Annotated in this window: 12 protein-coding genes and 2 riboswitches; of the genes, 8 read left to right on the top strand and 4 right to left on the bottom strand. The window is 72.1% G+C overall.

What is annotated here, in order from left to right; translation table 11 throughout:
• Positions 1 to 196 precede the first annotated feature (196 nt).
• Positions 197 to 1,396, bottom strand: a complete 1,200-nt coding sequence (locus ACWEN6_RS32230) for an NADH-quinone oxidoreductase subunit D (protein ID WP_452575515.1) — start codon at positions 1,394 to 1,396, stop codon at positions 197 to 199.
• 18 nt (positions 1,397 to 1,414) lie between these two features.
• Positions 1,415 to 2,758 (bottom strand): aminotransferase class V-fold PLP-dependent enzyme, encoded by a 1,344-nt coding sequence (locus ACWEN6_RS32225; protein WP_452575521.1) that lies wholly within the window; start codon positions 2,756 to 2,758, stop codon positions 1,415 to 1,417.
• A gap of 127 nt (positions 2,759 to 2,885) precedes the next feature.
• Positions 2,886 to 3,001, bottom strand: a riboswitch (SAM riboswitch).
• Between the two features lie 164 nt (positions 3,002 to 3,165).
• Here ACWEN6_RS32225 and ACWEN6_RS32220 point away from each other — a divergent pair.
• The gene (locus ACWEN6_RS32220; RefSeq protein ID WP_452575513.1) at positions 3,166 to 3,957 is read left to right on the top strand and encodes a TerC family protein; all 792 of its coding nucleotides are present in this window, start codon (positions 3,166 to 3,168) and stop codon (positions 3,955 to 3,957) included.
• Between the two features lie 130 nt (positions 3,958 to 4,087).
• Positions 4,088 to 5,290 carry a cytochrome P450 gene (locus ACWEN6_RS32215; protein ID WP_452575511.1) on the top strand — a complete coding sequence of 401 codons (1,203 nt, stop codon included), beginning with the start codon at positions 4,088 to 4,090 and terminating at the stop codon, positions 5,288 to 5,290.
• Between the two features lie 358 nt (positions 5,291 to 5,648).
• Here ACWEN6_RS32215 and ACWEN6_RS32210 read toward each other — a convergent pair whose 3' ends face one another.
• A complete protein-coding gene (locus tag ACWEN6_RS32210; protein ID WP_452575509.1) occupies positions 5,649 to 6,614 on the bottom strand; it encodes an SAM-dependent methyltransferase in 966 nt (321 codons plus the stop codon).
• 150 nt (positions 6,615 to 6,764) lie between these two features.
• Here ACWEN6_RS32210 and ACWEN6_RS32205 point away from each other — a divergent pair, with 150 nt between their 5' ends.
• The 5 genes from ACWEN6_RS32205 (at position 6,765) to ACWEN6_RS32185 (ending at position 12,692) form a co-directional block, all read left to right on the top strand.
• Entirely contained in the window at positions 6,765 to 7,655 is an 891-nt protein-coding gene (locus ACWEN6_RS32205) for a Rossmann-like and DUF2520 domain-containing protein (protein WP_452575507.1), read from the top strand.
• Positions 7,646 to 8,536, top strand: coding sequence for a pantoate--beta-alanine ligase (panC, locus tag ACWEN6_RS32200; protein ID WP_452575505.1), 891 nt, complete (start codon positions 7,646 to 7,648; stop codon positions 8,534 to 8,536). Before ACWEN6_RS32205 ends, panC begins: the two co-directional genes overlap by 10 nt.
• Before the next feature lie 64 nt (positions 8,537 to 8,600).
• Positions 8,601 to 11,153, top strand: a complete 2,553-nt coding sequence (locus ACWEN6_RS32195) for an L-aspartate oxidase (protein ID WP_452575503.1) — start codon at positions 8,601 to 8,603, stop codon at positions 11,151 to 11,153.
• Positions 11,153 to 11,935, top strand: a complete 783-nt coding sequence (locus ACWEN6_RS32190) for a type III pantothenate kinase (RefSeq protein WP_354844329.1) — start codon at positions 11,153 to 11,155, stop codon at positions 11,933 to 11,935. The genes ACWEN6_RS32195 and ACWEN6_RS32190 overlap by 1 nt, the downstream gene beginning before the upstream one ends.
• Before the next feature lie 592 nt (positions 11,936 to 12,527).
• A complete protein-coding gene (locus ACWEN6_RS32185) occupies positions 12,528 to 12,692 on the top strand; it encodes a helix-turn-helix domain-containing protein (RefSeq protein ID WP_307837838.1) in 165 nt (54 codons plus the stop codon).
• A 91-nt stretch (positions 12,693 to 12,783) separates the two neighbouring features.
• Here the strand turns inward: ACWEN6_RS32185 and ACWEN6_RS32180 are convergent, their stop codons facing one another.
• The gene (locus tag ACWEN6_RS32180) at positions 12,784 to 13,761 is read right to left on the bottom strand and encodes an NlpC/P60 family protein (RefSeq protein WP_452575501.1); all 978 of its coding nucleotides are present in this window, start codon (positions 13,759 to 13,761) and stop codon (positions 12,784 to 12,786) included.
• Between the two features lie 104 nt (positions 13,762 to 13,865).
• Positions 13,866 to 14,061: riboswitch (cyclic di-AMP (ydaO/yuaA leader) on the bottom strand.
• Positions 14,062 to 14,442: 381 nt separating this feature from the next.
• Here ACWEN6_RS32180 and ACWEN6_RS32175 point away from each other — a divergent pair.
• Positions 14,443 to 14,988, top strand: a complete 546-nt coding sequence (locus ACWEN6_RS32175) for an amino-acid N-acetyltransferase (protein ID WP_380827634.1) — start codon at positions 14,443 to 14,445, stop codon at positions 14,986 to 14,988.
• Positions 14,989 to 15,014 lie beyond the last annotated feature (26 nt).

Genomic DNA, 15,014 nt, shown 5'->3' with positions numbered 1-15,014 from the left:
ACGCACGAGGCGGGGCCGGACGCACGAGGCGGGGCCGGACGCACGAGGCGGGGCCCGGCCGCCGGCCGGGCCCCGCCTCGCACGGAGCCACCCCTGAATCCCTGTCCCTTGACGCACCCTCCTTCTGCGCCGAGGGAGGCCCGTTAAACCACCCGGCCGGAAACCCGCGTCGAACGCGCAGGTCAGCGCGGTAGTTTTACTTGTCGATGTCGCCGACGACGAAGAACATCGAGCCGAGGATGGCCACCATGTCGGCGATCAGGTGCCCGGGCAGCATCTCCCTGAGCACCTGGACGTTGTTGTAGGACGCGCTGCGCAGCTTGAGCCGCCACGGGGTCTTCTCGCCCCGCGAGACCAGGTAGTAGCCGTTGAGGCCGAGGGGGTTCTCGGTCCAGGCGTAGGTGTGCCCCTCGGGCACCTTGAGCACCTTGGGCAGCCGCTGGTTGACCGGGCCCGGCGGCAGCGAGCGCAGCCGCTCCACACAGGCGTCGGCCAGGTCGAGCGAGGCCTTTACCTGGTCGAGCAGCACCTCGAACCGGGCGTGGCAGTCGCCGGCCGTGCGGGTGACGACCTTGACCGGCAGCTCGCCGTAGGCCAGGTACGGCTCGTCGCGGCGCAGGTCGAGGTCGACGCCCGATGCGCGCGCGATGGGGCCGCTGACGCCGTACTGCATGATCGTCTCGCGGTCGAGCACCCCGACGCCGCGCGTGCGCGCGATGAAGATCTCGTTGCCGTGGATGAGGCGCTCGATGTCGGGCAGCCGCCCGCGCACCTCGGCGACCGCCCGCCTCACGCGGTCCAGCCAGCCGTACGGCAGGTCCTCCTTCAGGCCGCCGACCCGGTTGAACATGTAGTGCATGCGCCCGCCGGAGATCTCCTCCATGACGGCCTGCAACGTCTCGCGCTCGCGGAAGGCGTAGAACACCGGCGTGATCGCGCCGAGCTCCAGCGGATAGGAGCCGAGGAACATCAGGTGGTTGAGCACGCGGTTCAGCTCGGCGAGCAGCGTGCGGGCCCACACCGCCCGCACCGGGACCTCCATGCCCAGCATCCGCTCGACCGCGAGCACCACGCCGAGCTCGTTGGCGAACGCCGAGAGCCAGTCGTGCCGGTTGGCCAGCACGATGATCTGCCGGTAGTCGCGCACCTCGAAGAGCTTCTCAGCGCCCCGGTGCATGTATCCGATGATCGGCTCGGCGGAGGCGATGCGCTCGCCGTCCACGGTCAGCCGCAGGCGCAGGACACCGTGGGTCGAGGGGTGCTGGGGCCCGATGTTGAGGATCATGTCCTCGGTGGCGAGCTCCTTGGCGCCGGTCCCGACCGCGACGACCCGCTCGGCGCCCGTGGCGGCGCCGCCGGCTCCGGGACCTCCGCGAGCTCCGCGAGGTTCGGTCATGAACCCCATGCTGTCACGTCAGCGGCGGGAGACAAGATCTGAGAGGGCGGCGACCAGGCGGAGCACGTGCTCCTCGGTCGTGCCGATGCCGATGGACGCCCGGACGGCGCCGGTGGTGCCGTCCGCGCAGTCGCCGTCGGCGGAGCGGCCCACGGCGTCCAGCAGGTGCCGGACGAAGGGGTGGGCGCAGAACTTCCCGTCGCGCACGCCGATGCCGTACTCCGCGGACAACGCCTCGGCGACCTCGCGCGCCGTCCAGCCGTCCACGACGAAGGAGACGATGCCGACGCGCGGGTGGCCGGGCCCCCACAGCGACAGCTCGTGGACGCCGTCGATGGCGGCGATGCCGTCGCGCAGCAGCGTGAGAAGGCGTTCCTCCTGCTTGACCAGGGGGGTCCAGCCGGTGGCCGACAGCGCGTCGCAGGCGGCGGCCAGCGCGATGGCGCCCAGGACGTTCGGCGTGCCGGCCTCGTGCCGCTGCTCGGGGTCGGAGCTCCACTCGGTGGACAGCGGCGCGCCCTGGCCCGCGCCTCCGGTGACGGCCTTGGAGGCGCCGCCGCCCCGCAGGTACGGTTCGGCCTCGGCGAGCCAGTCGGCCCGTCCCACCAGGGCGCCGGCGCCGAAGGGCGCGTACAGCTTGTGCCCGGAGAAGCTCACGTAGTCAAGGTCGAGCGCGGTCAGGTTGAGCCGGCGGTGCGGGACGAGCTGGGCGGCGTCCACCAGGATGCGCGCGCCGTGCCGGTGGGCGATGTGCGCGAGCGCCGCGATCGGCCACAGCTCGCCGGTGACGTTGGAGGCCGCGGTGACCACCAGCAGCGCGGGCCCGTCGATGGCCGCGAGGGCCTCGTCGGCCGCGCGCACCGCCTCGCCGGCGAACGCGGGCGGCGCGAGCCGCACGGCGTCGGGCCAGGGGAGCAGCGAGGCGTGGTGCTCGGTCTCGAAGACCACGACGGTGGTGCCGCCGGGCAGGCAGCGGGCCAGCAGGTTCGACGCGTCCGTGGTGTTGCGGGTGAACACCACGGCGTCCCCGGGGCGGGCGCCGACGAAGGCGCGCACCGTGTGACGGGCCTGCTCGTAGCGGGCGGTGGTCAGCTGGGAGGCGTACCCGGCGCCCCGGTGCACGCTGGAGTAGGCCGGCAGCGCGGCGGCGACGGCGGCGCTCACCGGCGCCAGACACGGCGCGCTGGCCGCGTAGTCCAGGTTGGCGTACGGCAGCAGGCGCCCGCCCTTGACCGGCACCTCCAGGTCGGCGCCGAGCACGGCGGGCGCGTCCGGACGCGCGCTCGCCCCGGGGGCCGGTGATGACGTGCCGGGGACCGGCGAGAAAGCACCGGCGGCCGGCGAGAACGTGCCGGAGGGCAGCGGGGACGTGCCGGGGGGCGGGGGGGTGGTGCCGTGAACGGCGGGGGAGGAGCTCTGCAGGATGGTGAGAGCGGTCAACGCCGGCCTCCTAAGGTCATGGGACCCGGTCACGGCGTTGGTGTGACGGAGCCCGCGCTTGCCCGGCACACCTCGTGCCGGACCTGGTCCTCACCCGGGGCACCCCGCCGCGAGCGCGAGGGTTGCCGGCCAGCGAGCCGGGGCTTGACGCTGGCACTCATGACCTACCGGGACTATAACCCGGCTCCCCCGCCTGTCCGCAACCTCATGAGGCAGGGGTGACACGTTTCACGAATTGCGAACTTTGACCGTCCCTCGCGCGTTGACAGGGGACGGGCTCCCCGGGACGGGGGCCGTGACGTGACCGACGCCCGGCCCGAGGAGGCGCGATGGACTGGCTGCTCAATCCGGAGATATGGATCGGGTTCCTGACCCTCGTCGCCCTGGAGATCGTCCTGGGCATCGACAACATCATCTTCATCTCCATCCTGGCGGGGAAGCTGCCGCCGGAGCGCCGTGACCTGGCCCGCAAGGTCGGCCTGGGGCTGGCGATGGTGAGCCGGCTGGCGCTGCTGCTCGCGCTGTCGTGGGTCGTGCGGCTGACCGAGCCGCTGTTCGCGGTGTTCGGGCACGACATATCCGGGCGCGATCTGATCCTGATCCTGGGCGGGCTGTTCCTGCTCGGCAAGAGCGCCTTCGAGATCGGCGACAGCCTGGAGGGCGCCTCGGGCCACTCCGGCGGCCGGGTGGCGGCCTCGTTCACCTCGGTGATCATCCAGATCATGCTGCTGGACGTGGTCTTCTCGCTGGACTCGGTGATCACGGCCGTGGGCATGGTCGACGAGATCGGTGTCATGGTCGCCGCGGTGGTCGTGTCGGTGGTGATCATGCTGTTCGCGTCCGGGCCGATCAGCGCGTTCGTGGAGAAGTACCCGAGCATCAAGATGCTGGCGCTGTCGTTCCTGCTGCTCATCGGGGTCGTGCTGATCGCCGAGGGCTTCGATCAGCACATCTCCAAGGGCTACATCTACTTCGCGATGGCGTTCTCGCTGGTGGTCGAGCTGCTCAACATCCGTGCGCGCAAGAAGGCGGGCGCCCAGCGGCCGGTGGAGCTGCACGAGCGCTACGGGGAGACCGGCGCGCCCGACGCCGCCCCGGCGCCGCCCGCCGAAGCCCGCTGACCCCGGCGGCGCTCCGTGCGGTGTGAGGGCTGTTCCGGCCGGTGCGCCGGCCACTCCCTTGGCCGGTGGCGATGTCCATCGCTGGATGGCCAGGTGAGACGTGGCCGGATATCCCGATTACCATGACGTCGTGCGCTTCGATCCCTGGAATCCGGCCTTCGTCGCCCATCCCTATGACGCCTACGGGGAGCTCCGCGACAGCCGGCCGGTCAGCTTCTTCGAGCCGACCGGCCAGTGGCTCGTGGCCCGGCACCAGGACGTCAACGCGGCGCTGCGCGACCGCAGGCTCGGCCGTTCGTACCTGCACGTCGCCTCGCACGAGGAGTTCGGCAGGCGGCCGGAGCCGGACTTCCAGGAGCCGTTCTGGCGGGTGACCCGCGGCGGGATGCTGGACGTCGAGCCGCCGGTGCACACCCGGCTGCGCCGGCTGGTCTCCAAGGCGTTCACGCCGCGCATGGTCGAGGAGCTGCGCCCGAGGGTGCGCCGCGTCGCCGGGGAGCTGGTGGACGGCTTCGTCGAGCGCGGGGGCGGCGACCTGATCGCCGAGGTGGCCGAGCCGCTGCCGGTGACGGTGATCGCCGAGATGCTCGGCGTCCCCGAGGCCGACCGGCACCTGCTGCGCCCGTGGTCGGCCGGCATGTGCGGCATGTACGAGCTCGCGCCGTCGGTCGAGGCGCAGCACACGGCGGTGCGCGCGGCGTCGGAGTTCGCCGCCTATCTACGCGCGCTGGCCGCCGAGCGCCGCGCCCGTCCGGGCGACGACCTGATCAGCGCGCTCGCGCAGGTGGTGGACGAGGGTGATCGCCTCACCGAGGACGAGCTCGTCGGCACGTGCGTTCTGCTGCTCAACGCGGGGCACGAGGCCACCGTGAACGTCACCGGAAACGGCTGGTGGGCGCTGCTGCGCAATCCCGGCGAGCTGGAGCGGCTGCGAGACGATCTCTCGCTGCTGCCCACCGCGATCGAGGAGCTGATGCGCTACGACACCCCGCTGCAGCTGTTCGAGCGCTGGGTGCTGGAGGACGTCACCATCGGCGGGGTGGACATCCCGAAGGGCGTGGAGGTGGCCCTGCTGTTCGGCTCGGCCAACCACGACCCCGAGGTCTTCGCCGACCCGGGGCGGCTGGACATCGGCCGCAGGGACAACCCGCACATCTCGTTCGGGGCGGGCATCCACTTCTGCCTGGGCGCCCCGCTGGCGCGGGTGGAGCTGGCCGAGTCGTTCGGCGCGCTGCTGAAGGCGGCCCCGAAGATCGAGCTGGTCGAGGAGCCGGTCTGGAAGCCGAACTACGTCATCCGCGGCCTCGAGGCCCTGAACGTCTCCATCGGCTGAGCACCCGGGAATGCCCGCGTCCCCGCGAAGGTCTCCCACCGGCCGTGGCCTCCTTCGACCTGGCCTCACGACGACCGCTGGCAGGGTGACCACATCCGCCCACCGGGCGTGGCTCTCCGCCCCCGGTCATGAGCCATGATCGGCGCCGGGTCGGCGGGTCGTGGTACGGCGATGCCGGCGCCCGCTACGGCGCCAGAGCCGGTGCGGGCTCGTGGACAGCGCATCAGCGCGCCGTTGGATCCTTGGGACCAACTGCACAGGATGCCGGCGTCCCCGAGGAGTATCGACCGGCTGCACCCCATGGGGTGCCGGCGTCCCCGCGAGGGTGTCCACCGGCCGGAGCAGGCACGGGGTGTCGTCAACCTCTCCACTGGGCGAGCCAGCCGAAGCCGCCGAGGCCGGCGGGGTCGATCAGCTCGGCCTCCTCGGAGGCGCGGGCGAGCGCGCGGAGGTAACCCGCCGGGTCGGTGGTCGCCAGCGTCAGCGCGGGGCGTGCGCCGCTGACCCCGAGATCGCGCAACGCCTGTCGCTGTGTGGTCAAGGTTGTGGATATCGCCCCGGCCCGCTCGCCCGCCGCCGCGCAGGCGTCCAACGCCACGTGTGCGGTGATATCGCAGGACCCGTCGGGTATGGCGGGCACACAGGACCCGTCGCGGTACCCCGTCAGGGTGCCGTACGGCGGCCGGTTATCCACAGGGTGTGCATAATCGGCGGCCACCGCCAGGCCCCGGGTGAGCCGCCCGACGACCGCCGCCCACGCCTCGTCCCGCGGGCGGCCGATCTCGGCGCGCATCCCGATGCGGCGCAGCGGCCACCACCGCTCCAGCCACCGGGCGTCGGCCTCCTCCGGCGGCCCGCCGAGCCGCTCTTCGCCGGTCTCGGGATCGACCAGCACCAGACGGGGCCCCTCGGGCGTCTGCTCGGCGACCTCCAGCGGGACGTTGTCGAGCCACTCGTTGGCGATCACCAGGCCGGTGACGTCCGAGGGCGGGGAGCAGGCCCAGGTGATGCGCTTGTCGATGTCGCCGGGCGGCGGCGACAGCTCGACGGCCGTGACCCGCAGCCGCTCTGCCAGCTCGGGGGCGGCGGTGTCGAGGACCTGGGCCACCAGGGCGCCGTCGCCGGAGCCGACGTCCACCAGATCGAGCTCGCGGGGATGGCCCACGGCCTGGTCGACGGTGTCGAGCAGGCGCAGCACCGCCCGCGCGAACGCGGGGGAGGCGGCGACCGACGTGCGGAAATGACCCGAGGGCCGCTCGCGGATGTAGAACCCGTCGTCGCCGTAGAGCGCCTGCTGCATGGCCTGCCGCCACGTGACCCACACGACACCGGACGTTACCAACCGCGCCGCCGCCCCATGACGGTCCCGATGACAGGCTGTGGACGCGCGCCGGTAGAGCCGGTCGGGCGCCCGGCGCGAGCCGACCGTTACGCTGGCTGCTGGTCTGATCCGTCGAAGCTGAACGGGAAAGTGATGGAGACAAGCGACCGCCCTGGGCGCCTCGCGGTCGGAGTGCTCGGCGCCGGGCGAGTGGGGTCCGTCCTCGGCGCGGCGCTCGCCCAGGCGGGGCACGGCGTCGTCGCGGCCGCCGGGGTCTCCGACGCCTCGCGCCGCAGGGCTCTGGACCGCCTCGGCGTGGACATCTCCGGGCCGGAGGAGGTCATCGGCGCCGCCGACCTGGTGCTGCTCACCGTGCCCGACGACGCCCTGCCCGACCTGGTCGCGGGCCTGGCCGCCGCCGGGGTGGACCTCCGGGGCAAGATGCTCGTGCACACCAGCGGCGCGTACGGCCTGGGCGTGCTCAATTCCGCGACGGCCGCCGGCGCGCTGCCGTTCGCGCTGCACCCGGTGATGACCTTCACCGGCAGGGACGACGATCTGCGGCGCATCACCGGCTGCTCGTTCGGCGTCACCGCCCCCGACCCGTTTCGCCCGGTGGCCGAGGCCCTGGTGATCGAGATGGGCGGCGAGCCGGTCTGGATCGCCGACGAGGACCGCCCGCTGTACCACGCGGCGCTCGCGGGGGCGGCCAACCACATGGTCACCCTGATCGCCGAGTCGCAGGAGCTGCTGAAGAAGATCGGCGTCGAGCATCCGGGCCGCATGCTCGGCCCGCTGCTCGGGGCCGCCCTGGACAACGCGCTGCGCCTGGGCCTGGCCGGCCTGACCGGTCCGGTGGTGCGCGGCGACGCCGGCACGGTGCGCAAACACGTGGACGCGCTCATCCTCGCCGCGCCGGAGGCGGCGGACGCCTACGTGGCCCTCGCCCGGCTCACCGCCGACCGGGCGCTGGCCGCCGGCCTGCTCAAGCCCGAGACGGCCGAACGCCTGCTCGACGCCCTGGGAGGCAACACATGGACGTGATCGTCGCCGCCGACAGCTCAGAACTGCTCGCCGCTCGGGCCGCCCTGGGCCTGGACGGAGCGCCGGGCCGGCGCGCGGGCGGGGCGGGCACGCTGGCGCTGGTCCCGACCATGGGGGCGCTGCACGAGGGGCACCGCTCGTTGATCCGCCTGGCCCGCGAGCGCGCCGACCACGTGGCGGTCAGCGTCTTCGTCAACCCGTTGCAGTTCGGCCCGCACGAGGACTTCTCGCGGTACCCGCGCACGTTCGACGCCGACCTCGAGGTGTGCGCCGCCGAGGGCGCCGGCCTGGTGTTCGCCCCGGCGGCCGACGAGATCTACCTGCCCGACCGCCAGGTCGGCGTCTCCGCGGGGCAGATGGGCACGATCGTCGAGGGCGCCTTCCGGCCCGGCCACTTCGACGGCGTGCTCACCATCGTGCTCAAGCTTTTCAACCTCGTGCGGCCGGACGTCGCCGTCTTCGGGCAGAAGGACGCCCAGCAACTGGCGATGATCCGCCGGATGGTGGCCGATCTGAACGTCCCGGTCGAGGTCGTCGGGGCTCCCACCGTGCGGGAGCCGGACGGGCTGGCCCTGTCCAGCCGCAACCGCTACCTGTCGCCGGCCGACCGGGCCACGGCCCTGGCGCTGTCGCGTGCGCTGCGCGAGGGCGCCCGGCACACCCGGCCCAAGGACATCCTGCACGCCGCGCACGCGGTGCTGGACGAGGCCGCCCGCGCCGACCCGCCGCTGCTGCTGGACTACCTGAGCCTGGTCGACCCGGCGACGTTCACCGCCGTGGCCGAGGACCACCGGGGCGAGGCGATCCTCGCGGTCGCCGCGAAGGTGGGCACCACCCGCCTCATCGACAACGCGGTGCTCACCCTGTCCCCTGTCATGTGAGCCCCGCGTGGCGGGGGTGCGGCGGGATGCCTTATCGTCATATAGACGAAATAAGGGAGCCCCCATGACCCATCCGCCCATTCCCCGCCGGTTGACCGCGCCCGAGCCCGGCTGGACCGTCTCCGCCGATGTCGTCGTCGTCGGCTCGGGCATCGCCGGTCTGACCGTGGCGCTGCGGTACGCCGAGCTGGCCCCCGACGCGCGCGTGCTCGTCGTCACCAAAGACGTGCTGTCGGCCGGGTCCACCCGCTGGGCGCAGGGCGGCATCGCCGCCGTCCTGGACCCGGCCGACTCCTGGTCCGAGCACCTCAGCGACACGCTCATCGCCGGTGTGGGGCTGTGCGACGCCCGGGCCGTCCAGGCGCTGGTGACCGAGGGACCGGGCGCGCTGCGGCGGCTGATGGCGCACGGGGCCCGGTTCGACCGGGAGCCCGGCGGCGGGCTCCAGCTCACCCGGGAGGGCGGCCACCGCCGCGACCGCATCGTCCACGCGGGCGGGGACGCCACCGGCGCCGAGGTGCAGCGCGCCCTGGTCGAGGCGGTCCGCGCCGGCGCCGCCGAGGGCGGCCGCATCGAGATCATCGAGCACGCTCTGGTGCTCGACCTGCTCAAGGACGCCTCCGGCGCCGCCTGCGGGGTCACGCTGCACGTCATGGGCGAGGGCGCCAGGGACGGCGTGGGCGCGGTGCGCGCGGGCGCCGTCGTGCTGGCCACCGGCGGCATGGGCCAGGTGTACGCCGCCACGACCAACCCCCTGGTGTCCACCGGCGACGGGGTGGCCCTGGCGTTGCGGGCCGGCGCCGTCGTCCGCGACCTGGAGTTCGTGCAGTTCCACCCGACCGTCCTTTGGCTCGGCGAGGACTCCACCGGCCAGCAGCCGCTCATCTCCGAGGCGGTGCGCGGCGAGGGCGCCGTCCTGCTCGACGAGGCCGGAGAGCGGTTCATGGTGGACGTGCACGAGCTGGCCGAGCTGGCGCCCCGCGACGTCGTCGCCAAGGCGATCATGCGCCGCATGCTGGAGAGCGGCGCGAGCCACGTGCGCCTGGACGCCCGGCACTTCGGCGAGGACAAGTGGCGCACCCGCTTCCCGACGATCTACGCGGTGTGCCTGGAGCACGGCATCGACCCGGCCCGCGAGCCCATCCCCGTCGCGCCCGCCGCGCACTACGCCAGCGGCGGCGTCCATACCGACCTGCGCGGACGCACCAGCGTCCCCGGCCTGTACGCCTGCGGCGAGGCGGCCTGCACAGGGGTGCACGGGGCCAACCGGCTCGCCTCCAACTCCCTGCTGGAAGGGCTGGTCTTCGCCGAGCGCATCGCGGCCGACCTCGCCTCCCCGCGGCGGCGGAGCCCGGGCGAGCCGGTCGACGACGGCCGCGCCGCCGGCCTGGTGGACCCCCGGGTCCGGCCGCGGGTGCAGAGCCGCATGAGCGCCGGCGCAGGGGTGCTGCGCAGCGGGCGCAGCCTGGCGGAGGTGGGCCACGGCCTGCTGGACGCCCGCTGGACCCCGGTCGCCGTCGAGCCGTGCACCGAGGCGTGGGAGGCCACGAACCTGCTCACCGTGGCGAGCGCCGTGGTGGCGGCCGCCCGGGCCCGCGAGGAGACGCGCGGCTCCCACTGGCGGGAGGACTTCCCCGAACGCGACGACGCCTGGTGGCTGGGACACCTCGACGTGACCCTGGCCGAGGAGGGACTGACCATGAGCTATGCCGAGCACCACGACGACCGGGCGGCCGGCCTGCCGCAGCAGCTCGAGGCCGACCTGGCGGAGGCGGGCCTGGACCCGGCGCAGGTCATGGTCGTGATCGGCGCCGCCCTCGCCGAGGACGTCACCGAGGAGGGCGACGTGACGACCATCGCCACGGTCCCCGCGGACCAGGCGGCGGTGGGCGACCTGGTGGCCAGGGCCGACGGGGTGGTCGCCGGTCTCGCGGTCGCCCAGGCGGTCTTCCACGGCGCCTCCCAGGGCCGCCTGACCGTGGAGCGCCACGTCAAGGACGGTGAGCGCGTCGCGCGCGGCGACGTGCTGATGACCGTCGTCGGACCTGTGCGCGACGTGCTCACCGCCGAGCGGACCGCGCTCAACCTGCTCACCCACCTTTCGGGCATCGCCACGCTGACCCACCGCTGGGTCGAGGCGGTCAGCGGCACCGGCACGCGGGTCCGCGACAGCCGCAAGACCCTCCCCGGCCTCAGGGCGCTGGAGAAGTACGCCGTGCGGTGCGGCGGCGGGGTCAATCATCGGATGTCCCTGTCGGACGCGGCCTTGATCAAGGACAATCACGTGGTGGCGGCCGGTGGGGTCGCCGAGGCGTTCCGCGCCGTCCGGCAGGCCTATCCGGAGCTGCCGATCGAGGTGGAGGTCGACCGCCTGGACCAGATCGAGCCGGTGCTGGCCGAGGGAGCGGAGGAGATCCTGCTGGACAACTTCACCGTGGAGGAGCTGACCCGCGCCGTGGCCCTAGTGGGCGGCAGGGCCCGGCTGGAGTCCAGCGGTGGACTCCGCCTGGAATCGGCTCGTGAGGTGGCCGAAACCGGTGTTGACTACCTTGCTGTGGGGTCGCTGACCCATTCGGCGCCCGCACTGGACATCGCTTTGGACCTTCGGGGGGCTTGATGCTGCTCACGATCGACGTCGGCAACACCCACACGGTGCTCGGCCTCTTCGAGGGCGAGGAGGTCATCGAGCACTGGCGCCTGGCCACCGACGCCAGGCGCACCGCCGACGAGATCGCGGTCGTCCTGCAGGGGCTGCTCGGTCAGAGCCCCCTGCTCAAGGACGCCGACATCGGCGGCATCGCCATCTGCTCGACGGTCCCCTCCGTGCTGAACGAGATGCGCGAGATGTGCCGGCGCTACTACGGCGACGTGACCGCCGTCATCGTGGAGCCGGGCGTGCGCACCGGGGTGCCGGTGCGCATGGACAACCCCAAGGAGGTCGGCAGCGACCGCATCGTCAACGCGCTCGCCGCCGTCACGCTGTACGGGGGGCCGTGCATCATCGTCGACTTCGGCACCGCCACCTCCTTCGACGCGGTGTCGGCCAAGGGCGAGTACGTCGGCGCGGTCACCGCCCCCGGCATCGAGATCTCGGTGGACGCCCTGGCCGCCGCGGGGGCCCAGCTCCACAAGGTCGAGCTGGTGCGCCCCCGCTCGGTGATCGCCAAGAACACCGTCGAAGCCCTGCAGGCGGGCATCATCTACGGTTTCGCCGGCCAGGTGGACGGCATCGTCGAGCGCATGGCGCCCGAGCTCGCGTCCGACCCCGACGACGTGACCGTCGTGGCCACCGGGTCGATGGCCGCGCTGGTGGTGAACGAGGCCCGTTCGATCGACGTCCACGAGCCCTGGCTGACGCTCATCGGGCTGCGCCTGATCTACAACCGCAACACCGCTTGAGCGCGCCCCGCGCGATCAAGCGGCGGGGGAGATCCATATCGGAGACGTGGAGGGGGGCGCGCGCGTCGAATACGGCGCGGCGCGGTGATCCGCCACGGCAAATCGTGGTGGCCGGAGTGTTACGCCCACGGGCGTGACCGGCGGAAGAAAGTCAGAAAGCGTACTGGTTTCGCGGGTCGAATTCGGCGTATAGCGTGTCGACCGTATATCTCCGAGCCGGGGCGCCCGCGAGGCGTCCCGCATGGAACCGGGCCTCCACCAGCGCCGCGGTGGTCTTCCATGGCGGATCATGCGGCCCACGGCCATGATCATCGCCGATGTCCCCCCGGACCGGGAGGTGCGGGGACATGTCACGAGTAGTTCACATATGCACTGGTATGTCAATCACAAACGTCATGGGTATCGAGGTCAGTGCTTGACGACCTTTCAACGCGGCGTTTAACGTTCCTGACGGGGCGGGCCGAAGCATTCAGTATGTTGCCGAGTTCGTCGTGGGGGAGGACACCCGATGGCGTATCCGGATCTGGTTTCCCGAGGGAATGACATTCCTTCGGGATCAGACGGTGTGGGACTGAGCGACGATGATCTTCTCTTGCTCGCCGAACTGGCCAAGGGCGTGACCGTCGACAGAGTGGGACGCAGGCTCGACGTGAGCGGCCGCACCGTACGACGCCGCCTGCGCGGCATCTGCGACCGCATAGGCGTCGCCACGGCCATCGAGGCCGTGGCCTGGGCGGCGCGGCGCCGCCTCATCTGAGGTCGCACCGTCCGAGGCAGGGAACCTCGTCCCGGCGCGAGGCGGCGTCACCGTACCGACGGCCGCCTCGTTCGGCGTGCGCGCCACGGCGCTAGTCGGCGATGCGCACGCCGCCGGCGAACGGGCGGTTGCCGAGCGGGACCACCCGCACGACATCGCCGGTGCGCGGTGCGTGCACCATCATGCCGCCGCCGATGTAGATGCCGACGTGGTGCAGGTCGGTGTAGAAGAAGACCAGGTCGCCGGGGCGCAGGTCCTCGCGGGTGATGTGGGTCCCCGCGGTCCACTGGTCGCCGGTGTAGTGCGGCAGGCTGATGCCGACCTCCTGGTAGGCCCACATGACCAGGCCGGAGCAGTCGAAGGTGCTCGGCCCCGCGGCGCCCCAGACGTACGGCTTGAGCTGTTGCGTCAGCGCCCACTTGGCGGCCTGGGCGGCCTTGCCCTCGCCCGGGATCGGGATCTCGATCTTGATGGCCCGGCCGTACCCGCCGGCCTGCGACAGCGCGCGCTTGAACAGGCTGCCCTCGGTCTTGGCGACCAGGCCGCGGATCTTGTCACGCTGGGAGGACAGGTCGGAGACGAGCTTCTTGACCTCGGCCTCGCGGGCCTTGGCGCCGGCCTTGGCGCGCTCGGCGGTCGCCATCGCCTTGCCGATCTGGGCGACCTCCTCGCCCTGCTGCAGCTGCAGGGCGTAGGTCGTGGCCACGCGATCGAGGTAGGCGTCGGGGTCGCCGGACATGGCGAGGGTCAGCGGCGAGCCCAGACCGCCGGTCATGTAGGCGTCCTGGGCGTACATGCCGGCTCTGGCGCGCTTGGCCTCCAGGTCGGCCTCGCTCTTGGAGAGGGTCTTCTTGGCGAGCTCGGCCGACCGCTGCGCCTGCTTGAGGCGCTCCTTCTGGCCGTTGTACTGCTCGGTGAGCGACTCGATCTGGTTGTAGAGGTGCTCGACCTGGTTCTTCAGGTCGTTGAGGCTGGGCTTGGGCTCGGCCGTCGCGGACACCAGAGGCGACCCGAAGGTCACGGCCATCAGCGCGGCGGTCACCAGCGCGATGCGGCGGGGAAGGCGCAAGGACGCATTGGAGGCGCTCCCGAAGCGGGAATGGGCACCGCGTTCTCGCCCGCGGGCATGCCTGCCCGCACTCTTTCCAGGCGTGCGCCTAGGCTGCACCAAAAAGCTCCTCTCCTCGGACGCCTACCGGGTTAGCTGACGGGTTCGGGCCGGAGCAGCCCTACCGAGCACGTGACCATGGAGGATCGCGATGCCTCCCTCTCGGATTCACCCCAGGGGTGGCGGGTCGCCGGGGGACCTTCCCCGGACCCACCTTTGGGTCCCCGGTTTCCCGCCGTTCGGATGGGGCGGGAATTAGGCGGTGCGGTCGCCGCGGAACGACGACCGACATTGACGCTGGACATTAGTCCAGTTCAGGTTCCTGCTCAACCAGAACTGCGAATTCTGTTGAGGTTCCACAACCGGCGCGTCACGGAAAGATCACGCCAGTGGGCGTCCCGCACCCGTTCCGAGCTGCGATTACCCGGTCCGCGGATAGGGGCTCGAAGAAAAGCCGCAGGTCAAAGAGCTTCTCGCGCGCCACGCCTCCAGGCTCCCCCGAGGCGCGCACCGACCGCGTGCACCGGATCACACTCCGTGATGGCGGCGCGAATTGGCAGGTATTTCGGACAGTCCGTTATCGGGGGGTCCCGGCACGGCGTCGAACGCCGCCCCGCCGGTGGGCGGATACGCTGACGCGTCATGAGGCAGGCCGCGCAGCGCCCGTCCGCCGAGGGCGCGCCCGCCGTCCGGCGGGCCCGCACCTCCGACGTGCGGACGATCAGGAAATTGGTCGACACCTACTCCGGCGACGGGCCGCGCCTGCTGCGCAAGTCGACCGTGACCCTGTACGAGGACGTCCAGGAATTCTGGGTGGCCGAGCGCGACGGCATGGTCGTGGGCTGCGGCGCGCTCCACGTGCTCTGGGAGGACCTGGCGGAGATCCGCACGGTCGCCGTCGACGCCGGCTGCCGCGGCATGGGCATCGGCCACATGATCGTCGCTGCGCTCATCGACGCCGCCCGCCGGCTGGAGGTCCAGCGGGTCTTCTGCCTGACCTTCGAGGTCGAGTTCTTCGGCAGGCACGGTTTCGTCCCCATCCAGGGCACGCCGGTCTCCCCCGAGGTCTACGCCGAACTCCTGGACTCCTACGACGAGGGCGTCGCCGAGTTCCTCGACCTGGAGCACGTCAAGCCGAACACCCTGGGCAACACGCGGATGTTGCTGCATGTGAACCCGCGATCCTGACCTTCAGGGTGACGGAATGGAAAGGT

The organism is Sphaerisporangium sp. NPDC004334, assembly GCF_053602655.1.
The sequence above is the reverse complement of the archived record's forward strand: the minus strand, read 5'-3'. Positions and strand labels throughout refer to the sequence as shown.